This is a genomic window from Nocardioides panacis (assembly GCF_019039255.1).
In the GTDB taxonomy this organism is placed as follows: Bacteria; Actinomycetota; Actinomycetes; order Propionibacteriales; family Nocardioidaceae; genus Nocardioides_B; species Nocardioides_B panacis.
In genome coordinates this window covers 4,749,194-4,770,141 of sequence record NZ_CP077062.1, presented here as the reverse complement: position 1 = coordinate 4,770,141, position 20,948 = coordinate 4,749,194, and the positions used below count along the sequence as shown (strand labels likewise).

The following is a 20,948-nucleotide window of genomic DNA, read 5'->3' as shown; positions in this document are numbered from 1 at the left end:
TGCGCCCGGCCGGCCATCCCGAGGGCGCCCAGGGTGAGTGCGACCGCGACGACCGCGCAGACCGGGTAGGCCAGCGTCGTGGCGGCGGCCGGGCTGCCGTCCCAGAGCCGGTCGATGAGCGGTGCGGTCGCCCAGGCGGCCACGGCTCCGCCGGCGAGCGTGCCGCCGATCCCGTCCAGCGCCACGATCAGGCGTACGCCATGCAGGTTCTGCCGCAGCACGAGCAGCAGCCCGGCCACCAGGCACGGGTAGGTGACCAGGTAGCCGACGTCGGCCACCGACGGGAACGAGACCGGGCCGCCGGACTCGACCACCATGTAGTAGACGTTCCCGACCAGGTGGGACGTGGTGCCGACCGCCAGCGGCAGCGTCCAGACCCGGTCCTCGGGACGCGCGGCGGCGCGGCCCACCAGCAGGCAGGTCGCGGCCAGGAAGGGCAGGTTGCCGAGCAGGACGTCGCGGGTCCAGGCGGGCACGCCGGGCGGGTCGAGCAGCGCGACCGCGGCGTACACCACCAGCGCCGCCAGCGCTGCGACACGCATCCCCCCGGGGCCCGCTCACCCGCACGTCCTTCCGGCGTCGTCGGCCCACGGCGTGGGCCGGAACACAGTCCACCAGACCCCCCTGCCGTTCGTGAGGAAACCGGCTTCTTCCCACCCGGAAGATCGGATTCCGGGCGGCCGGACTTGACCCTCGGGACCGATCCGGCCGTTGCCGGGCCGCGTAAGATCTAGTCATGGACTTTGTTCGTTACGCGGAGCGGTCTGCCGGCCTGGTGAACGCCGACCTCGGTGACACGGACCACCTCATCCACTTCCTCGACGAGCGCCAGTGGCTGCACGCGGCGGTCGCCGAGCGCGACGCCGGCGCGCTCCGCCGCTTCGTCAAGGACCTCCGCCCGGTGTTCGAGGCCTCCAACGCCGGCGACGAGCACGCCGTCGTGGCGCTGCTCAACGCGCTGCTCGCCAAGCACCCGGTGACCCCCTACATCGCCGGCCACGAGCCGGGGAGGTGGCACATGCACGTCGCCGACCGGGACTCCTCGGTCTCCGAGCTGCTGATCGCGGAGTCGCTGATGGGGCTCTCCACGCTGGTCTGCGACCTGGGCGCCACCCGGCTGGGGGTCTGCGACGCGAGCGGCTGCACCCACGTCTTCGTGGACACCTCGCCGAACCAGTCCCGCCGCTACTGCTCCGACCGCTGCTCCTCGCGCGCGAACGTCGCGGCCTACCGCGCCCGGCAGCGTGCGGCGAGCGCCTGAGGCGACCCCTCTCCCACCGCGGAACCCCGGAGGTGCCATGACCGACGCCACGTGGACGGCGCTCCACGAACAGCTCACCGCCTGGCTGGAGTCGCTCGACGACGGCGAGTCCGTGGTCCTCGGCGAGCCCGTCGTCCTCGGCGAGCCGCACGGCCTGCTCCGGCACCGGAAGCCGCTGCCGTCCCGCTTCGTGCGCTACGTCCGCATGGAGCACCACCTCGGCGGTGAGTGCGTGGGGTCCACGGCCTTCGGCGGCGACTGGGAGATCTCCCCCGCGGAGGACGAGCGGCTGCGCGCGCTCGGGTGGCGGGCCCCGGACGACACGAACACGCACGCGTGGGGCGACCCGCTGTACAAGTGCGACGTGCCCCGCCATGAGGCGGCCCGGCTGGCGCAGATGGGCGTCGACTCGCTGCGGCTGCTCGGCGTCGCCCCGGCCGCCGTGGAGTTCCGCCCGGGCGGCTGAGTTGCCGGTCGCCGGTAGGCTGGCGGGATGTTGGTGACGAAAGCGTGAACGACGGACCGCTCATCGTCCAGTCCGACAAGACCCTGCTCCTCGAGATCGACCACGAGCGCGCCCAGGACTGTCGCAAGGCGATCGCGCCGTTCGCCGAGCTCGAGCGCTCCCCCGAGCACGTGCACACCTACCGGCTCACGCCGCTCGGCCTGTGGAACGCGCGGGCCGCCGGCCACGACGCCGAGCAGGTCGTGGACACCCTGCTGGCCTTCAGCCGGTACGCCGTCCCGCACGCCCTGCTCGTCGACATCGCCGAGACGATGGCCCGCTACGGCCGACTGCGCCTCGACAAGCACCCCGTGCACGGCCTGGTGCTGACCAGCACCGACCGCCCGGTGCTCGAGGAGGTGCTGAAGGCCAAGAAGATCGCCCCGATGATCGGCGAGCGGCTCGACGAGGCGACGGTCGTCGTACACCCCTCGGAGCGCGGCAACCTCAAGCAGGCGCTGCTGAAGATCGGCTGGCCCGCAGAGGACTTCGCGGGGTACGTCGACGGCGAGGCGCACGCCATCGAGCTCGACCAGGCCGGCTGGACGCTGCGGTCCTACCAGCAGGAGGCGGCCGAGTCGTTCTGGCACGGCGGCTCCGGGGTGGTGGTGCTGCCCTGCGGCGCCGGCAAGACGATCGTCGGGGCGGCGGCGATGGCGCACGCCAAGGCCACGACGCTGATCCTCGTGACGAACACCGTCTCGGCGCGGCAGTGGAAGGAGGAGCTGATCCGTCGCACGACGCTGACCGAGGACGAGATCGGCGAGTACTCCGGCACCAAGAAGGAGGTGCGCCCGGTCACCATCGCGACGTACCAGGTGATGACCACGCGCCGGAAGGGCGTCTACGCCCACCTCGAGCTGTTCGACGCCAAGGACTGGGGCCTGGTGATCTACGACGAGGTGCACCTGCTGCCCGCGCCGATCTTCCGGATGACCGCCGACCTGCAGGCCCGTCGCCGGATCGGGCTGACCGCCACGCTGATCCGCGAGGACGGCCGCGAGGGAGACGTGTTCTCGCTGATCGGCCCGAAGCGGTACGACGCCCCCTGGAAGGACATCGAGGCGCAGGGCTACATCGCCCCGGCCGACTGCGTCGAGGTGCGGGTGACGCTGCCCGAGAGCGAGCGGTTCGTCTACGCGACGGCCGAGCCCGAGGAGCGCTACCGGCTCGCTGCCTGCACCGACGCGAAGACCCGCCTCGTCGAGGAGCTGGTGGCCAAGCACCGCGGCGAGCCGACCCTGGTGATCGGCCAGTACCTCGACCAGCTCGACGAGATCGGCGAGCGGCTCGACGCCCCCGTCATCAAGGGCGACACCCCGGTCAAGGAGCGCGAGCGGCTGTTCAACGCGTTCCGGCACGGCGAGCTGAACCTGCTCGTCGTCTCCAAGGTCGCCAACTTCTCCGTGGACCTGCCGTCGGCCGCCGTCGCGATCCAGGTGTCCGGGTCGTTCGGCTCCCGCCAGGAGGAGGCCCAGCGGCTCGGCCGGCTGCTGCGCCCCAAGGAGGACAAGCGCTCCGCACGGTTCTACGCGATCGTGTCCCGCGACACCGTCGACGCGGACTTCGCCCAGCACCGGCAGCGCTTCCTCGCCGAGCAGGGCTACGCCTACCGGATCGTCGACTCCGACGACATCGCCACCGCCTGACCGGACGGCCAGGACCACCCCGACCCGGGTCGACGTGAGCCGGTACCCGGGTCGACCTGACACCACACCCGGGTCGACGTGGGTCTTGTGCGTCAGGGGGGCGTGGGCCTTCAGCAGGGCGGGGAGCACGGCGGCGAGGTGCTCGTAGTCCGCCGGCTCGTTGTACGCCGCCCCGCTCAGCCGGACCCAGCCGCGACCGCCGTACGCCACGACCTGCGCCTCGACCAGCTCGTCGCTCAGCGCGAGGTAGAGCGCGTCGACCTTGTCCTCGTCGTCGGCCACCCCGTCGGGCAGCGCGACCAGCCGCAGGCAGGGCGACGGCTCGGCGGGCATCCGGACCGCCGCCCGGGGCAGCCCGGTCCCCCGGACCGCGTCGTCGACCACGGCGGCACCGGTCTCCAGCAGGGCCGCGGCCCGCACGCCGAGGTCCAGCCCGCCGGCGTCGCGCCAGAAGGCCACGGCGGCGGCCAGGGAGTACCAGCACGTGTAGTCGTCGGTGCCGTAGGTGTCGAACGGCAGCGGGAACGGCATCTGGTGGTTCCAGCTCGTGGTCAGCGGCACGACGCCGTCCCGCTCGGCCTCGGCCACCCACAGCACGCTCGCACCGCGCGGCGCGAAGCCCCACTTGTGCCAGGTGCCGGTCCAGAAGTCCGCGCCGCTCTCCGCCGGCCGGGCCTCGACGTGGCCGGGCACGTGGGCGGCGTCGACGAAGGTCAGCGCACCGACCTCACGGGCGGCGGCGGCGATCGCGGCCGCCGGCAGCAGCGCCCCGGTCGGCGAGGTGATCCGGTCGGTGATCACCAGCCGGACCGTGCCGCCGCCCGCGGCGACCACGTCGAAGGCGTCTCGGTAGGCCTGCACGACCTGCGCCTCGTCGGCGTCCAGCGCGAACGACACCACGCGGTACGTCGCCCCGGTCCGCTCGCACCAGTGCTCCACCGACCGCTTCACCGACTGGTAGCCCTGCTCGTTGAGCACCACCACGTCCCCGGGGCCCAGCCGGTCCTGGTCGCGCAGCGACGACAGCACGGTCGCGGTGGCCTGGGTGACGTTGCGGACCAGGCCCACCTCGTCGGCGCCGACGCCGAGGAACTCGCCCGCGACGGCCCGTGCCTCCGCCTTCAGGCCCGGGCTCTCGACCCGGAAGAACCGCATCGGGTTCGCCTCCGCCCGGGCGTGCACCCGGCGCTGGTGCTCCGCGACGACCCGCGGCACCGCGCCGAACGAGCCGTGGTTGAGATGGGTGACGGCCGGGTCGAGGCTGAACGATTCACGCACCCCGGCAGTGTGCCAGGCGCCCTCTCACGGCCGCCGTGCGGCAGACGGGCTGCGCTGCAGACCCTGGGGACCGAAGCCCACCGGCGCGAGGCCCGACCCACCCACGGTCCCCCGTGCCGGGTGCGCCGTCGGGTGGGGCTGCGGGACCGGCGGGCAGTCCAGGTCGGCGCGCCGTCCGGGCCGGCGGGCCGGGACGACCCCGGTGCTCAGGTACGCAGCGATCGCGTCGTCCACGCAGGCCACCCCCGACAGCGACGCCGCGTGCGTCGTGCCGCCGACTCCGGCGACCAGGCTCGAGGTCGGGAACCGGCCGCGCACCTCCAGGCTGCCCGGGAACGGGGTCGCGGCGTCCTTCGTCTCGTCGATGAGCAGGACGGGCTGGCGCACCGCTCGCCCGTCGACGCGCACCGGGCGGCCCGCGGGCGCGGGCCAGCGCGTGCAGGGCGCGTTGAACCAGGCGTTGGCCCACGTCAGGAACGGGTGCGTGCGGTAGAGGCGCCGGTTGTCGTGCCGCTGCCGCGCCCAGCTGTGCGGCCACGGGGCGTCGGTGCACTCGGTGGCCAGGTACATCGCGAACTGGTTGTCCGCGGCCGGGCCGACCGGGTTGACCGCCCGGTAGAGCCGGACCATCCCGGCGGCACGTCCGTGGTGCCGCAGGGCGGCGTACGCCCGGGCGATGGCCTCCCAGCCGTAGACGTAGTACCCCGCGGTGGTGAACACGTCGGTCAGCTCGTCGGGTCCGAGGACCCCGCCGGCGGGGTGACGGCCGAGCCGGGCGAGCTCCCGGTAGAAGCGACGCTCGACGGCCCGCGCGCTGGAGCCGAGGTGGTAGACCCCGTCGTAGCGCGCCAGCCAGCGGAAGTAGATCTTGACGTTCCGGTCGAAGGCGACGTCCTGGTTGAGGTTGGCCCGGTACCAGACGGTCCGCGGGTCGACGTTGCTGTCCAGGACCAGACGGCGGACGTGGGTGGGGTGCAGCGTGGCGTAGACCTGGCCGAGGTAGGTGCCGTAGGAGAAGCCGTAGAAGCTGATCGCGGGCTGCCCCAGCGCCTCGCGCAGGCTCTCCATGTCGCGGACGGTGTCGCGGGTCCGCGCGTGGGCGAGCAACCTGTGGCCGCGCGCCGTCGCGCACGCGTGCGCGTAGTGCCTCGAGCGAGCCCGCCACACCCGCATCAGGTGGCGGGTCCGTGGCACGTAGCCCGGCCGGTCCAGCCGGAAGTAGCGTCCGACGCACGACAGCGACGGCCGGCTCGCACCGACGCCGCGCGGGTCGAAGCCGATCCAGTCGTAGGCGTCACCGGCATGGTCCGGCACGAACCGGCCCAGGAGCGCCAGGTTCAGGCCCGCCCCGCCGGGTCCGCCGGGGTTGGTGAGCATCACGCCCTGGTACGCCGCGTCCGGTGAGGTGTGCAGGACGCGCGACACGGCGAGGGTGATCTTCGCGCCCTCCGGGTGCGCGTAGTCGAGCGGGACCACGAGGTCCCCGCAGCTCGCGCCCGCCTTCTGCAGGTTCGGGTCCGCGCACCGGCCCCACCGGATGGGCGGCGGCGCGTGCCGCGCCACGGCCACCTGCGCGGCTTGCGGAGCGGTCAACCCCGCCACCATGACGCAGGTGGACACCACGGCTGCAACGAGTCTCATGCGTCGCCCCTCGACCTCGCGTCCACGATGCGCGAGCGGTGCACGGCTGTCCATAGGCCGGACGACCGGTCTTGGCCGTGCCACCTGGCGCATATCCGGATGACGCGGTCGCGATCCGGGTGTAGCGTCACCGGGCTCCCACCAACCCTGCGAGGTCCTCGCGTGCCTGCTCCCACGCCCCCGACCACCGTCCCCGACTCCCCGTCCGCCCCCGACCTGGCCGCCGAGCGCGACCACCTCGCCGCCTCCCGCTCCGCGCTCACCCGGATGCGCGAGCGTACGGCGGCCCTCGACTCCTCCGCGGCCGGCGACTGGGTCAGCCGCATGTACCTCGAGTCGGCGATCTTCGCGCGGATGAAGGCGCTCGCCGACGACCCGACCGTCCCGCTGTTCTTCGGCCGGCTCGACTACGACCCGGGCCACGCCGACGCGCTCGGCGAGCGGTTCTACATCGGCCGCCGGCACGTCAGCGACGAGGCGGGCGAGCCGATGGTCGTGGACTGGCGGGCCCGGATCAGCCTGGCGTTCTACCGGGCCAGCAAGGCCGAGCCGATGGGCGTCGTGCTGCGCCGCCGGTTCGGCTTCCAGCACGGCGAGATGACGGCCTACGAGGACGAGGCGCTGCTGGAGGGCGTCGTCGAGGACCACTCCGAGATCCTCGAGTCCGAGATCGAGCGGCCCCGCGTCGGGCCGATGCGCGACATCGTGGCCACCATCCAGCCCGAGCAGGACGTCATCGTCCGCTCCGACCTCGACCAGTCCGTGTGCGTGCAGGGCGCACCGGGCACCGGCAAGACCGCCGTCGGCCTGCACCGTGCGGCGTTCCTGCTCTACTCCCACCGCGACCAGCTCTCCCGCCAGGGCGTGCTGGTGGTCGGGCCCAACGCGTCCTTCCTGCGCTACATCGGCGACGTGCTGCCGGCGCTCGGCGAGATCGACGCGCAGCAGACCACGATCGAGGGGCTGGTCGGCGCGACGCTGACCCGGCTCAACGCGAAGTACGCCGTGCGCGGCGCCGACGAGCCGCCCGTCGCGACGCTCAAGGGGGACGCCCGGCTCGCCGAGGTGCTGCACCGCGCGCTCTGGTCCCGGGTGCAGCCGCCCACCGAGGGGCTGCTGGTGCCCCGCGGATCGCGGCGCTGGCGCCTCGCTCCGTACGAGGTGGAGGAGGTGCTCGCCGCGCTGCGCGCCCGCGGGGTCCGGTACGGCGCGGCGCGGGGCATGCTCGCCCAACGGCTGGCGCACGGGATCCTGGTCAAGATGGAGGACTCCGGCGACTCCCCGGACGACCGGGTGCAGGACGCGGTGGCGCGCAGCCGCGAGGTGAAGCGGTACGTCGACCAGCTGTGGCCCCCGGTCGACCCCGCGCGCCTGGTGCTGCGGCTGCTCGGCGACCCCGACGCGCTGGCGGCGGCCGCCGAGGGGGTGCTGACCGCCGAGGAGCAGGCGCTGCTGCTGTGGGACAGGCCGTTCAAGGCGCCCACGTCCGCGCGATGGTCGCTGGCCGACGCGGTGCTCATCGACGAGGTGGCCGACCTGGTGGAGCGCACCCCCTCGCTCGGGCACGTGGTCGCCGACGAGGCGCAGGACCTGTCGCCGATGATGCTGCGGGCCGTCGGGCGGCGCTGCTCGACGGGCTCCACCACCGTCCTCGGCGACCTGGCGCAGGCGACCACCCCTTGGGCGTCCCGGTCCTGGGAGGACGCGCTGCGGCACCTCGGCAAGCCGGACGCGCACATCGAGCAGCTCACCAAGGGCTTCCGGGTCCCCGGCGAGGTCATCGAGTACGCCGCCCGGCTGCTGCCCACGATCGCCCCCGGACTGGAGCCGCCGACCTCGGTGCGGCGCACCCGCGGCGAGCTCGAGGTGGTCCGGGTCGAGGACGACGAGCTGCTCGACCGGCTGGCCGCGCTGGTCGGCACGGCCGTCGACCGGGTCGGCTCGGTCGGGCTGATCACGCCCGACGTGCTGCTGCCCCGCGTCGTCGACGCGCTCACCCGTGCCGGGACCGGGCACGCGGTGCTCGGGGACGAGTCGGCCGACGCGGCGCCGGTGGAGTTCCAGGTCCAGCTCGACGTGGTGCCCGCGTCGCTGGCCAAGGGCCTGGAGTTCGACCACGTGGTGCTGCTCGAGCCGGCGGCCCTGGTCGCCGGGGAGGCTGACCACGTCACCGGGCTGCGGCGGCTCTACGTCTGCCTGACCCGGGCGGTCACCTCGCTGGCGGTGCTGCACACCGAGGACCTGCCGCCGGAGCTGGGCAGCCCCTGACCCGGCGTGCGAGGATCGGCCGGTGTCCGACCTCGCACGGTTCTGGCCCGCGCGGCTGCCAGTGGCGCTGCGCGACGACCTGCTCGCGGCGTACGCCTCGCCCGGCCGCGGCTACCACGACCTCCAGCACCTGACCGAGGTGCTCGAGCACGTCGAAGAGCTGACCTCCCCCGACGACCCGGTCCGTGAGGCGGTGCTGCTGGCCGGCTGGTTCCACGACGCGGTGTACGACGGGCAGGACGACGACGAGGAGCGCTCGGCCCGGCTCGCCGCCGACTCGCTCGGCCGCGACCCGCTGTCCGACGAGGTGGCCCGGCTCGTCCGGCTCACCCGGACCCACCGGCCGGCCGCGAACGACCACGCCGGCCAGCTGCTCTGCGACGCGGACCTCGGGATCCTCGCGGCGCAGCCGGAGCGCTACGCCTCCTACACCGCCGGCGTGCGGCGCGAGCACGCCCACGTCCCGGACGCCGACTTCGCCGCGGGTCGGGCCGCGATCCTGCGCGACCTGCTGGCCAAGCCGACGCTGTTCCACACGCCCACCGCCCGGTCGCGGTGGGAGCAGCGGGCGCGCGCCAACGTCACGAGGGAGATCGAGCGGCTGACCGGACGCTGACCGGCCCCCGGCGCACGCTCAGCGCTGCCAGTCGTACGGCGTCGTGGTGGACACCTTCACCAGGCCGGACCGCTCCAGGATCGGGCGCGAGAACTCCGTGGAGTCGCTGTGCAGCAGGGTCTTGCCCATCGCCAGCGCCGAGCGGGCCCGCGCGGCGGTCACCGCCCGGTAGAGCCCGCGCCCGCGCCACTCCTCGCGGGTGGCCCCGCCCCAGATCCCGGCGAAGTCGGACCCGCTGACCGGCTCGAGACGTCCCGCGCTGACGATCCGCCCGTCGGCCTCGCCCACCCACAGCTCCATGCCCTCGCCGAGCGCCAGCCGCCGCAGCAGGGCGTCGGCCATGACGTCGGAGACCGGGTCGCCGAACACCTCGTCGGCCATCGCGCTCATCGCCCGGACGTCCGCCTCCTCGGTGATCCGGCGCACGGTCACGCCCTCGGGCAGCGGCACGTCGACGGCGAGCCCGCGCGCGTCGCCGAGCATGATCGACTCCGGCTCGGCGGCCGTGAACCCGTGCTCCAGCAACGCCTCGTGCAGCCCCGGCGCCTGGTCGTGGCCGCGGGTCTTCCACTCGACGCGGTCGATCCCGGCGTCGACGCGGAAGTGCGCGAGGGCGGCGGAGACCAGGCGGCGGACCGTCGCGGCGTCGGCCCCGTCGAGGTCCCGGTAGGTCACGAAGCCGCGGCCGCCCGCGAACGTCACCAGCCGCAGCGGCCCCAGCCGGGTCACCGACACGGCGCTGGGCGTCTCGGCGTCGGTGCGGAGCTGGTCGTCGTAGGCCGCGAGCAGGCGGGCGGGATCGGTCATGCCGTCACGGTCGCGGCTCGCCGTCCCCGAAGCAACTCCTTATCGTCCGCCCGAAGCACGACGTGACCGGCCAAAGCCCCCTCGTCGGGTGATCCCGGCTTGTCCCGTCCCGGCGCGCTATCGCCGCACACGGCGGGCGCCCCCCGGAGGCCGGGCCCGCCAACTCGGGACCAAGGGCCCTGTTGACGTCGGGGCCGTCGGTCGAAGGATCGAGGAACCAGGGCCCAGGTCCGGGCCCACTCGCAGAGGGGCGACGGAGCGACGATGGCGACCTATCTCTACCGGTGCACCTCCCACGGGGAGACCGAGGTCGTCCGACCCATCGGGTCGGCCCCGCCGACCTGGTCGTGCCCGGTCTGCCAGTCGGAGTGCGCCCGGGTCTTCGTGCCGCCGATGCTGTCCCTCGCCCCCAGCCGGCTGGTGGCCGCGATCGACCGCGCGGAGCGGTCCGCGGACGCTCCCGAGGTGGTGACCTCGCTGCCCACGCAGGGCGCCCGCCGGCGCACCCCGATGGCGCCGCCGAACCCCGCGTACCAGCGGCTCCCCCGTCCCTGACGGCCGCGAGCCGCTGCGGCGCTCGCGACCAGGTGCTCGAAGTGCTCGAACTGGAGATGGTTCCTCATGGGAAGTGTTGGCTTGCTGTACGTCGGTGCCGTGCTGTTCCTCAACGGCATGATGCTGCTGGGGCGGGTGGACGCCCGCTCGGCGGCCCCGCTCAACATCTTCGTCGGCGGCTTGCAGGTGATCACGCCGACGTACCTGATCTTCACCGCGAACGGTGACGCCGACACCATCCTGGCTGCCTCCGGCCTCTACCTGTTCGGCTTCACCTACCTGTACGTCGCGTTCAACCTGCTCGCCGGCACGGACGGCACCGGGCTCGGCTACTTCTCGCTGTTCGTCGCGGTCTGCGCCGTGGTGTACAGCTACCTCAACTTCACCCGGTTCAACGACAACGCGTTCGGCGTGATCTGGCTCTACTGGGCGTTCCTGTGGGCGCTGTTCTTCGTCGTGCTCGGGCTCGGCGTCGAGTCGCTGAGCCGCTACACCGGAGCCGTCGCCGCGATCCAGGGCTGGCTCACGGGTGCCATCCCGGCCTTCCTGCTGCTGACCGGCAACTGGGTCGACCACACCAACACCGCGGCGATCGTGCTCGCCGTGGCCGCCGTCGTCCTCTTCGGGCTCGGCTACCCACTGTTCCGCGGTTCCACGCCGAGTCCCACCCCGGCGCAGAGCCCCACCGTGTCCACGGCCGGCTGACCCGGTCCCGCACAGAAGTCCGCACTACAGGAAGAGGCAGTCATGCCCGAGGTCGTATTCCCACTCGACTCCACCAAACGCTTCACCGACCAGCAGCTCGTCGGGCACAACCGGTGGCACCCGGACATCCCGGCGGCCGTGTCGGTCAAGCCCGGTGACTCGTTCCGCGTCCACTGCCGGGAGTGGTTCGACGGCGCGATCCACAACGACGACTCGGCCGTCGACGTACGCGACGCGCCGCTGTCGACGGTGCACGTGCTCAGCGGCCCCATCGCGGTCGAGGGCGCGGCGCCCGGCGACCTGCTGATCGTCGACATCCTCGACGTCGGCCCTATCCCGCAGGAGGACTCCGGCCCGCTGGCCGGCCAGGGCTGGGGCTACACCGGCATCTTCGCCACCGAGAACGGCGGCGGCTTCCTGACCGAGCAGTTCCCCGACGCCTACAAGGTGATCTGGGACTTCACCGGCGGCAAGGCCACCTCCCGCCACGTACCCCGCGTGGAGTTCACCGGCATCGTCCACCCGGGCCTGATGGGCACCGCCCCCTCGGCCGCGCTGCTGTCGAAGTGGAACCGGCGAGAGGGCGACCTGATCGCCCAGGAGCCGAACCGGGTGCCGCCGCTGGCGCTCCCGCCGCTGCCCCAGGACGCGGTCCTGGGCACCCTGAACGGCAAGGCGTTCGAGAAGGCCGCCTCCGAGGCGGCGCGCACCGCGCCCCCGCGGGAGAACGGCGGCAACCAGGACATCAAGAACTTCACCAAGGGGACCCGGGTCTTCTACCCGGTCTTCGTCGACGGCGCCAAGCTGTCCATGGGCGACCTGCACTTCAGCCAGGGCGACGGCGAGATCACCTTCTGCGGCGCCATCGAGATGGGCGGGTTCATCGACCTGCGCGTCGAGCTGATCAAGGGCGGCATGGAGACGTACGGCGTCAGCGAGAACGCCATCTTCATGCCCGGCAACACCGACCCGCAGTACAGCGAGTGGCTGGCGTTCTCCGGCACGTCGGTCACGCTCGGCGGCACGCAGCACTACCTGGACTCGCACCTGTCCTACCAGCGTGCCTGCCTGCACGCCATCGACTACCTCACCAAGTTCGGCTACTCGCCCGAGCAGGCGTACATGATCCTGGGCGCGGCCCCGATCGAGGGCCGGCTCTCGGGCGTCGTGGACATCCCGAACTCCTGCTCGACGGTCTACGTGCCGACCGCGATCTTCGACTTCGACGTCGCCCCGAGCGCCGCCGGACCGACCCGCATCGACCCGGGGATGGGGGTGCCGAAGGCCAGCTTCTGACCCGCTGACCGCGCCGCGACGGCGGACCGACCCCCGAGGGCCGGCCGCCGTCGCGGCCTGCGCGCACGCGCCCCGGCGTCCCGGCGCGATCCGTCTAGACAGCCGGGACGAACCTGCCCGGATCTGCATGACCCGCCCGAGAGGGGCAACCCTCCGGTACCCCCCCGGCTCCCCCGTGTCGGGAGAACGAGAACAGGTACCGGAAAATGGAACGAGACAGCGACCGCATCGCGGTCTGGGACGCCAAGGCCCGCAGCCTGGTGGCCCGGATCGACGCGGCCCTCGGTGAGGTGCGCGAGCCGGCCGACGAGGCCGCCGACCCGCACGACCTGCACCAGCCCGAGCTGGACGCACTGACCCGCCGCGTGATGCTGCGGACCCCGCCGCCCGCCGGCCGGATCATCAAGGCGGACACCCCGAACATGGGGCCGCAACCCGACCGCGTCGACCACTGGGACGCCTACGTCTGCCGCTTCGACGATGCGGACGACTCCGGTCCGCCGACCTTCTGAGCCGTCGTGACCATGCGTCCGCCCTCGCTCCCCTCCGCCTACTGGGTCCTGTGGTCGGTCGCGGCCGCGGTGGTCGTCGCCCTGGGCGGCCTCGGGCTCCTCGCCACCACCTCCCCCGGCAACCTCGTCCCCTGGGTCCTGGTGGGCCACTTCGCCGGCTGCGGCGGCTACTGGATGCGGGTGCACGCCCCGTCGCCGGTGCCGGTGCCGGTGCGCCGCGACCTGCTGGTCGGGGCGGCCGTGGGAGCGCCCCTGACGCTGCTCGTGCTGGTCGGCCTGGTCGGCCTCGGCGGCTTCGGCGGCGCGGTGCTCCTCGCCGTCCTGCTGCTCACCTCGCCCCCTGTCACCCGCCTCGTCCGGTCCCGGCTCGCGGGGCAGCACCCGCCGGTCGCCGACCGGCCACGCCCGGACGGCACGCCGGTGGCAACGCCGGTCGCGGCCCCGCGCCGTCCCGTGACCTGCCCGCCCGCCGACGGCATGACCACCGCGCAGCTCTGCCGGGCGTGGCGGGTCAGCTTCACCGCCCTGGACACCACGCTGGACCGGCCCGAGGAACGCGCGCAGGTCGTCCAGCGGCGCCAGGAGTACCTCGACGCCCTCGAGCGCCGGGACCCGCGCGGGTTCGCCCGCTGGATCGGCCTCGGGCCACGCGCCGCGAGCAACCCCGGCCGCTACCTCGCGCGGGGCACGGACGTCGAGCCGCCGGCCGCCTGAGCGCCGGCCGGCGACGGGCCGCTCAGAGCAGCGCCGCTTCGCGCATCACGAGCGACCCGGCGGTGGCGTCGAGGATCGCGGGCACCCCGAACGCGAACGCGAGGTTGCGCGGCTCGTGCCCGATCGGCGCGCCCCACAGCAGGGGTACGCCGAGCGGGGCCAGCCGGTCGCCGACCAGCTCCTGCAGGGCCTCCGGGGAGGCGCAGTCGGTGAAGGCGCCCAGCACGATCCCGCGGACCTCGTCGAACCAGCCGGTGCGCAGCAGCTGGGTGAGCATCCGGTCCACCCGGTAGACCTCCTCGCCGATCTCCTCCAGCACCGCGATCGACTCGGCGGCGCGCAGCGAGTTGCGGGTGCCGACCTCGGAGGACAGCAGCGCCAGGTTGCCGCCGACGAGCACGCCCTCGGCGCGGCCGGGGACCAGCGCGAGCGCCCCACCCGGGGTCAGTGACGTGCCCGGGACCGGCTCGAACAGCAGCGCGCGCAGGTGCTCCTTGGACACGTCGTCCCCGGCGCCCAGCGAGGTCACCACCGGGCCGTGGATCGTGGACAGCCCGAGCCGCGCCCCGAACGCCTGGTGCAGGGCGGTGACGTCGGAGAACCCGACCAGCGCCTTCGGGCCCGCCGCCGCCAGCGACTCCCAATCGAGCAGGTCGACCATCCGCTGGACGCCGTACCCGCCGCGCGCGCAGAACACCGCCTGCACCGCCGGGTCGCACCAGGCCCGCATGAAGTCCTCGGCCCGGGCGGCGTCGTCGGAGGCGAGGTAGCCGAACCGCTCGTCGGTGTCCCGCGCGTGCGCCCCCACCTGGACGTCGAGCCCCCAGGACCGGAGCACCTCGAGGCCGGCGTCGAGCCGGGCGGGCTCGACCGGGCCGGCGGGCGCGACGACGGCGACCCGGTCGCCCGGCCGGAGCCGCGCGGCACGGATCAGCGACCGGCCCGGCTTCTTCGGGGCCAGCGCCTCGGCCTTGCGCCGGCGCAGGCCGGCGGCGATCAGCCGGGCGATCAGCTCGCGCGAGGTGACCGCGGTGGCCCCGGCGGCCACCACCGCGTCGTACCGCTCGGCGGGGATGTCGTAGTGGTCCCGGTCGAAGCCGCGCTGCGGGATCCCCAGCGACTGCGCGAAGCGGTGCAGCTCGGTGTAGGAGGTGTCGCTGGCCAGGTGGGACCAGAGCCGTCCGTGCCCCGGGGAGTTCGGCGGGTCGATGAGCAGCGTCACGTGCTGCTCATCCGGTGGGCCGTCCCGCCGCGCGGTCGGCGGCGTCGTCGAGCAGCATCCGCCACGCGCGGACGTGCCCGGCGTCGACGTGCGCCTTCTTGGTGCCGCCGGGCCGGACCGTCGAGGCCACCTGGAACTGGTGCACCCCGGCCCGGACCAGCCACGGCACGTGCTCGCCGCGCAGCCCGCCGCCGGCCATCAGCAGGTCGGCGACCCCGGCGTCCGACACCGCCCGGTCGGTGAGCTCCTCGTGGCCGCTGCCCATCCCGCGCGACGACCCGGCCGAGAGGACCGCGTCCAGACCGGGCAGGCCGCGCAGCTGGCGCCAGGCCAGCGAGGTCTCCAGGGAGGCGTCGATCGCCCGGTGGAAGGTCCACGGCACCACCCCGAGCGCGTCGGCGAGGTGCGCGCAGACCTCGACGTCCACGGTCAGGTCGCTGGTCAGGAAGCCGAAGGAGACCCCCTCGGCGCCGACCGCGAGGTAGTCCTCCCCGAGGCCGACGAGCCGGGTCAGCTCGCCGCCGGTGGTGGTGAAGGTGTCGTTGAGCCGGAGCATCGCCCGCACCGGCAGGTCGGTCTCCTTGCAGACCGCGGAGACCACCGACGGCTCGGCCGAGAGCCCGTCCAGACCGAGGTCGTCGACCACGAAGATCCGGTCCGCGCCGCCGTCGTGGGCACCCGCGACGTCGCGCGGATGCAGCACGACGACCTCCAGAAGAGGGGCCGGGCCGTGCCCTGGGACTTGATCCGTGCTCACAATGGACATCGTGACATCCGACGAGCACCAGACAGACGCTCTGCTGACCGCGCGGGCCCTCGTGTTGCACGACCTCGAGGCGACCGCCGCGGCGAACCCGGCCTCGGTCTCCGCCCTCGAGGCCTCGGTGACCACCCGGAGGTGGTGGGCCTCCCAGTGGGAGGAGGGCAAGGAGTACGTCGCGGGGCTGATCGCCCAGGACGTGCAGGATGCGCTGCTCGAGGAGACCGGACGCTGGCCGTTGTGCCGCGCCTGCGACGACCTCGACCCGCACGCGCTGTACATCCACCCCGAGCTCGGCGGCCCCGACCCGACGTGGGTGTGCGAGAGCTCCGGCATCGCGGTGGCGCCGCTCGGCGGGCTGACCCGCTGACCGCCGTACGCCGCGAGCGCCCCCCGTCCCGGTGGGACGAGGGCGCCCGTGGTCACGGTGCCGGTCAGCGGCGTCAGCCGCGTCGGCGGCCCAGCAGGTAGCCGACGACCAGGGCCACCAGCGCGATCGCTGCCTGCGGGCCGTAGGTCCGCGCCAGGATCGGCAGCACGGTCGCGCCGAGGTCCAGCGCGTCGTCGTCCGGGGCCGAGTTCCCCGAGGACGCCGTCCGTGACGCGCCCGAGGACCCCGTGGAGGTCCGCGGAGCGGCGACCGGCGCCGGGGTGCTGCTCGGCGGGGGCGTCGCCGCAGCGGGCGGCTCCGCGCCCGCCGCGTCCGGCGCCGCCTGCGGCGCCGACCCGGTGGTGGCCGGTGCCTCCTCCGCAGCCGGCTCCTCGTCCTTGCCGACCTTGTCCTGCAGGCAGGTGACGAACTGCTGGAGCAGCTTGTTGGAGATGTCCTCGATGACGCCCCGGCCGAACTGCGCCGGCTTGCCGGTGATCGCGAGGTCGGTCTGCACGTCGACCCGGGTGGAGCCCGGCTCGGCCTCGGCGAACGTCGCGGTCACCGTGGCGCCGGCCGTGCCGTTGCCCCGCTTGTCCTTGCCCTTGGCCTCGATGACGAACCTCCGGGCCGCCTCGTCCTTCTCCAGGAAGGTGCCGGCGCCGGAGTAGACCATCGCGATCGGCCCGAGCTTGACCTTGCAGGTGCCCTTGAAGTCGTTGCCGTCGACCTCCGTGACGGTGGCACCGGGGAAGCAGCCCGCGACGGACTCGATGTCCTCGAAGGTCTTCCAGGTGTCGGCCACGGAGGCCGGGACGGTGAACGAGTGGTTCAGGTCCACGCCGCGATCACGCCCCTGCTGCCGCGAGCACGGCGCGCCGCGTGAGCACCGTCACCAGGTGCTTGCGGTAGTCCGCGTCGCCGTTGAGGTCGGAGGGCGGGTTGGTGCCCTCGGCCGCCGACTGGGCGGCCGCCCGGACCGCCTCGTCGGTGGCCGGCTGGCCGACCAGGGCCGCCTCGACGGAGCGGGCACGCAGCGGCGTCGACCCCATGTTGGTCAGCCCGACCCGGGCCTCGCTGATCGTGCCGCCCTCGACCTTGACCGCCGCGGCGACCGCCACGATCGGCCACTGGTGGGCCACCCGCACGAACTTCTCGTAGTGCGCGCCCCAGCCGGCCCGCTTCGGGATGCGGACCTCCTTGAGGATCTCGCCCTCCTCGATCGCGGTGTCGAACAGGTCGCGGAAGAAGTCGTCGGCCTCCACGGTCCGCTCGCCCCCGCTGCCGACGATCACGAACTGCGCGTCGAGGGCGAGGGACGGCGCACCGAGGTCGCCGGCGGGGTCGGCGTGCGCCAGCGCGCCGCCGAACGTGCCGCGGTGCCGCACCTGCGGGTCGGCGAGCTGCTCGACGGCCTTGGTGATCACGAACGCGTTGTCGCGGACCAGGTCGTTCTTGAGCACGTCGTCGTGGGTGGTCATCGCGCCGATGACGATCGCGTCGCCGTCGTCGCGGACACCGCGAAGCGCCTCGATCTTGCCGAGGTCGATCACGACCTCCGGGGCGTTCAGCCGCATCCGGAGCACCGGGAGCAGGCTCTGCCCCCCGGCGATGATCTTCGCGTCGTCCCCGTGCTCGGCCAGCGCGGCGAGCGCCTCCTCGAGGCTGGTGGGCGCCAGGTAGTCGAACTGGGCGGGGATCACAGCGAGCTCCCATCGGTGCGGTCGGCCGTGTCGGCCTCGTCGAAGTGTGGCGTGGCGGCACCCTCGGTGGCGCCGCCACCGGACTCGGCGCCGTCCTGGGCGTGGATCGCCTTGTAGACCCGCTCCGGCGTGCACGGCATCCGGACGTCGTTGACGCCGAACGGCCGCAGCGCGTCGACCACGGCGTTCACCACGGCGGGCGTCGAGGCGATGGTGCCGGCCTCGCCCACGCCCTTGGTGCCGAGCGTGTTCGTCGTCGAGGGGGACGTCGTGTGGTCGATGTCGAAGCTGATCGTGTCCGCGGCCGTCGGCACGAGGTAGTCCACGAACGAGGCGGAGACCAGGGTCCCGGCATCGTCGTGCACGGCCTCCTCCCACAGCGCCTGGGCGATGCCCTGGACCAGGCCGCCGTGCACCTGGCCGGCGACGATCAGCGGGTTGATGATGTTGCCGATGTCGTCGACACAGGCGTACTTCCGCATCTTCAGCCCCCCGGTCTCCGTGTCGATCTCCATCGCGCACAGGTGCGTGCCGTGCGGGAAGGAGAACGCCACCGGGTCGTACGTCGCGTCGGAGTCGAGCGTGGGCTCGATGCCGTCGGGGAGGTTGTGCGCCGCGAACGTCGCCAGCGCGATCTCCGCCATCGCCAGGCCCTGGTCGGTGCCCTTGACGCCGAACCGGCCGCCCTTGAACTCGATGTCGTCGACGGAGGCCTCGAGCAGGTGCGCCGCGATCGGCTTGGCCTTCTCGATCACCTTGTCGGCGGCCCGGACCAGTGCCTCGCCACCGACGACCAGCGAGCGCGAGCCGTAGGTGTCCATGCCCTTGGCCGCGACCTGCGTGTCGCCGTGCAGCACCTCGACGTCCTCGAACGGGACGCCCAGCCGGTCCGCGATGATCTGGGACCAGGCGGTCTCGTGGCCCTGGCCGTGCGCGGAGGAGCCCGTGACGACCTCGACCTTGCCGGTCGGGAGCATCCGCACCGAGGCGCTCTCCCAGCCGCCGGCGCCGTAGTTCAGGCTGCCGAGCACCCGTGAGGGCGCCAGGCCGCACATCTCGGTGAACGTCGAGACGCCGATGCCGAGCTGGATGGGGTCGTTCGACTCGCGGCGCTGCTTCTGCTCGGCCCGCAGCGCGTCGTACCCGAAGATCTCCTTGGCCCGCTCGGTGGCCGCCTCGTAGTTGCCGGAGTCGTACTCCATGCCGCAGACGGTCGTGAACGGGAACTCGGTGTTCTTGATCCAGTTCCTCTCCCGGACCTCGAGCGGGTCCACGCCGAGCTCGTGGGCGAGCTCGTCCATGATCCGCTCGATGGCGAAGGTGGCCTCGGGCCTGCCTGCGCCGCGGTAGGCGTCGGTCCAGGTCTTGTTCGTCAGCACCGTGGTGCAGTTGAACTGGTAGGCCTCGAACTTGTAGATCGAGTTGAACATGAACGCGCCGAGCACCGGGACGCCGCCGCCGACCAGCGCGACGTAGGCGCCGAGGTCCGCGATCAGGTCGACCTTGAGGCCGGTGACCTTGCCCTCCTTGGTGGCGGCCAGCGTGAGCTTCTGCCACTGGTCGCGACCGTGGTGGGCCGCCATCAGCGACTCGGACCGGGTCTCGGTGTACTTCACCGGCTTGCCCAGCCGGCGGGCCGCCATGAAGGTGATGAACTCCTCGGGAGTGACCTGCAGCTTGCCGCCGAAGCCGCCGCCGACGTCGGGGGCGATCACCCGGATCTTGGACTCCGACATGCCGAGCACCGCGGCGAGCAGGAACCGCAGGATGTGCGGGTTCTGGGTGGCCGACCACATGGTCAGCTGCTCGCCGGTCGGGTCGACGACCACGGAGCGGGGCTCCATGAAGGCCGGGATCAGCCGCTGCTGGCGGTACTCGCGCTCGATCACGATGCCGTCCGCGCGGGCCTTCTCGATGGCCGCGTCGACGTTGCCGCCGGTGCCGGCGCCCTCGGAGTCGAACTGCCAGAACGCCGACTTGTTCGTGCCCAGGTCGGGGTGCGCGAGCACCTTGTCCTCGGCCGACTCGCGCAGGTCGAGCGCCGCGGGCAGCTCCTCGTAGTCCACGTCGACGAGCTCGGCCGCGTCCCGCGCCTCGGCCGCCGTACGGGCGATGACGACCGCGACGACCTCGCCCGCGAACGCGACCCGGTCGACCGCGATCGACGGGTGGTTGGGGGTGACCTGGTCGGGGGTGATCGCCCAGGCGTTCGGCAGGCTGCCCTGCTCGTCCTTGACGTCCTCGCCGGTCAGCACCGCGACGACGTTCGGGGCCGCCGCGGCCTCGGCGGTGTCGATGTGGGTGATGGTCGCGTGCGCGAAGGGGCTGCGCACCATCGCGATGTGCAGCATCCCGGTGAGCTGGATGTTGTCGGTCCACTTGGTGCGGCCGGTGATCAGCCGCTGGTCCTCCTTGCGGCGACGCTTGTTGCCGATCTCCAGCGCGGCCGGCCGGTCCTCGGTGACGGTCATGAGGCGCTCCCTTCGAGGGCGTCGGCCTTGGACTCCTGGCCGGAGGCCGTCTGCACCGCACGCACGATGTTGTGGTAGCCGGTGCACCGGCACAGGTTGCCCTCGAGACCGTCGCGGATCTCGGCCTCGCTCGGCTTCGGGTTGTCGTTGAGCAGGTCGATGGACTGCATGATCATGCCCGGGGTGCAGTAGCCGCACTGGAGGGCGTGACACTCGTGGAAGGCCTTCTGCATCGGGTGCAGCTCGCCGTTCTGCGAGAGCCCCTCCACGGTGGTCACGTCCTGCCCGTCGGCCTGGACGGCCAGCACGTTGCACGACTTCACGCTGCGTCCGCCGAGGTGCACGGTGCAGGCGCCGCAGTTGCTGGTGTCGCACCCCACGACGGTGCCGGTCTTGCCGAGACGTTCACGGAGGTACTGGACGAGAAGCATGCGGGGTTCGACGTCGTCGGAGTACTTGGCTCCGTCGACGGTCACACTGATCCGGGTCATCGACAATCTCCTGTGCTGGCTCGCGAGTGCGGTTAGGCAGATCGTTGCCGCTTTGACGACACGAGACAAGGGTCACAGGGGCCAGATTGCGCACCCTGTCCGAAAGGACAGGTCGCGCTCCCCG

General features: G+C 73.1%; 19 protein-coding genes and 1 pseudogene. 11 read left to right on the top strand and 9 right to left on the bottom strand.

Annotation, left to right across the window (positions count from 1 at the left end):
* Positions 1–736: 736 nt before the first annotated feature.
* The 3 genes from KRR39_RS23320 to KRR39_RS23310 are packed head-to-tail and all read left to right on the top strand — an operon-like array spanning position 737 to position 3,415.
* Positions 737–1,261, top strand: coding sequence for a CGNR zinc finger domain-containing protein (locus KRR39_RS23320; RefSeq protein WP_216939725.1), 525 nt, complete (start codon positions 737–739; stop codon positions 1,259–1,261).
* A gap of 37 nt (positions 1,262–1,298) precedes the next feature.
* Positions 1,299–1,727, top strand: a complete 429-nt coding sequence (locus KRR39_RS23315; RefSeq protein ID WP_216939724.1) for a TY-Chap domain-containing protein — start codon at positions 1,299–1,301, stop codon at positions 1,725–1,727.
* Between the two features lie 44 nt (positions 1,728–1,771).
* On the top strand, positions 1,772–3,415 hold the full coding sequence (locus KRR39_RS23310) for a DNA repair helicase XPB (protein WP_216939723.1): 1,644 nt from the start codon (positions 1,772–1,774) through the stop codon (positions 3,413–3,415).
* 630 nt (positions 3,416–4,045) lie between these two features.
* On the opposite strand, the pseudogene KRR39_RS26425 reads toward KRR39_RS23310, so the two are convergent.
* Positions 4,046–4,570: pseudogene (locus KRR39_RS26425) on the bottom strand (aminotransferase class V-fold PLP-dependent enzyme); the annotation flags it as partial.
* Between the two features lie 147 nt (positions 4,571–4,717).
* Positions 4,718–6,334, bottom strand: a complete 1,617-nt coding sequence (locus KRR39_RS23300) for an alpha/beta fold hydrolase (RefSeq protein ID WP_216939722.1) — start codon at positions 6,332–6,334, stop codon at positions 4,718–4,720.
* A 162-nt stretch (positions 6,335–6,496) separates the two neighbouring features.
* On the opposite strand from KRR39_RS23300, the gene KRR39_RS23295 reads away from it, so the two are divergent.
* Positions 6,497–8,602 (top strand): HelD family protein, encoded by a 2,106-nt coding sequence (locus tag KRR39_RS23295; RefSeq protein ID WP_254185373.1) that lies wholly within the window; start codon positions 6,497–6,499, stop codon positions 8,600–8,602.
* 22 nt (positions 8,603–8,624) lie between these two features.
* On the top strand, positions 8,625–9,218 hold the full coding sequence (locus KRR39_RS23290; protein ID WP_254185372.1) for an HD domain-containing protein: 594 nt from the start codon (positions 8,625–8,627) through the stop codon (positions 9,216–9,218).
* An 18-nt stretch (positions 9,219–9,236) separates the two neighbouring features.
* Here the strand turns inward: KRR39_RS23290 and KRR39_RS23285 are convergent, their stop codons facing one another.
* Entirely contained in the window at positions 9,237–10,025 is a 789-nt protein-coding gene (locus KRR39_RS23285) for a GNAT family N-acetyltransferase (RefSeq protein WP_216939721.1), read from the bottom strand.
* Positions 10,026–10,289: 264 nt separating this feature from the next.
* On the opposite strand from KRR39_RS23285, the gene KRR39_RS26420 reads away from it, so the two are divergent.
* The 5 genes from KRR39_RS26420 (at position 10,290) to KRR39_RS23260 (ending at position 13,807) form a co-directional block, all read left to right on the top strand.
* Complete coding sequence (locus KRR39_RS26420) at positions 10,290–10,580, top strand: zinc ribbon domain-containing protein (RefSeq protein WP_216939720.1); 291 nt, start codon at positions 10,290–10,292, stop codon at positions 10,578–10,580.
* Between the two features lie 66 nt (positions 10,581–10,646).
* Positions 10,647–11,285, top strand: coding sequence for an AmiS/UreI family transporter (locus KRR39_RS23275; RefSeq protein WP_216939719.1), 639 nt, complete (start codon positions 10,647–10,649; stop codon positions 11,283–11,285).
* 42 nt (positions 11,286–11,327) lie between these two features.
* On the top strand, positions 11,328–12,581 hold the full coding sequence (gene fmdA, locus KRR39_RS23270) for a formamidase (RefSeq protein ID WP_216939718.1): 1,254 nt from the start codon (positions 11,328–11,330) through the stop codon (positions 12,579–12,581).
* A gap of 206 nt (positions 12,582–12,787) precedes the next feature.
* The gene (locus KRR39_RS23265; RefSeq protein WP_216939717.1) at positions 12,788–13,093 is read left to right on the top strand and encodes a hypothetical protein; all 306 of its coding nucleotides are present in this window, start codon (positions 12,788–12,790) and stop codon (positions 13,091–13,093) included.
* 12 nt (positions 13,094–13,105) lie between these two features.
* The gene (locus tag KRR39_RS23260) at positions 13,106–13,807 is read left to right on the top strand and encodes a hypothetical protein (RefSeq protein WP_216939716.1); all 702 of its coding nucleotides are present in this window, start codon (positions 13,106–13,108) and stop codon (positions 13,805–13,807) included.
* Positions 13,808–13,829: 22 nt separating this feature from the next.
* Here KRR39_RS23260 and KRR39_RS23255 read toward each other — a convergent pair whose 3' ends face one another.
* Entirely contained in the window at positions 13,830–15,029 is a 1,200-nt protein-coding gene (locus KRR39_RS23255) for a DUF4031 domain-containing protein (RefSeq protein WP_254185370.1), read from the bottom strand.
* Positions 15,030–15,036: 7 nt separating this feature from the next.
* The gene (locus KRR39_RS23245) at positions 15,037–15,732 is read right to left on the bottom strand and encodes a copper homeostasis protein CutC (protein ID WP_254185369.1); all 696 of its coding nucleotides are present in this window, start codon (positions 15,730–15,732) and stop codon (positions 15,037–15,039) included.
* 64 nt (positions 15,733–15,796) lie between these two features.
* Between KRR39_RS23245 and KRR39_RS23240 the strand changes: the two genes are divergently transcribed.
* A complete protein-coding gene (locus KRR39_RS23240; protein ID WP_254185368.1) occupies positions 15,797–16,159 on the top strand; it encodes a DUF8819 family protein in 363 nt (120 codons plus the stop codon).
* Positions 16,160–16,232: 73 nt separating this feature from the next.
* Here KRR39_RS23240 and KRR39_RS23235 read toward each other — a convergent pair whose 3' ends face one another.
* Genes KRR39_RS23235 through KRR39_RS23220 form a run of 4 tightly spaced genes read right to left on the bottom strand, consistent with a single transcriptional unit; the run spans position 16,233 to position 20,824 of the window.
* Positions 16,233–17,000: an SRPBCC family protein gene (locus tag KRR39_RS23235; RefSeq protein WP_216939713.1), complete on the bottom strand. Its 768-nt coding sequence runs from the start codon at positions 16,998–17,000 to the stop codon at positions 16,233–16,235.
* A gap of 7 nt (positions 17,001–17,007) precedes the next feature.
* Entirely contained in the window at positions 17,008–17,862 is an 855-nt protein-coding gene (locus KRR39_RS23230; RefSeq protein ID WP_216939712.1) for an FAD binding domain-containing protein, read from the bottom strand.
* Positions 17,859–20,333 carry a xanthine dehydrogenase family protein molybdopterin-binding subunit gene (locus KRR39_RS23225; RefSeq protein ID WP_216939711.1) on the bottom strand — a complete coding sequence of 825 codons (2,475 nt, stop codon included), beginning with the start codon at positions 20,331–20,333 and terminating at the stop codon, positions 17,859–17,861. Before KRR39_RS23225 ends, KRR39_RS23230 begins: the two co-directional genes overlap by 4 nt.
* Positions 20,330–20,824 carry a (2Fe-2S)-binding protein gene (locus KRR39_RS23220; protein ID WP_216939710.1) on the bottom strand — a complete coding sequence of 165 codons (495 nt, stop codon included), beginning with the start codon at positions 20,822–20,824 and terminating at the stop codon, positions 20,330–20,332. Before KRR39_RS23220 ends, KRR39_RS23225 begins: the two co-directional genes overlap by 4 nt.
* Between the last annotated feature and the right edge of the window lie 124 nt (positions 20,825–20,948).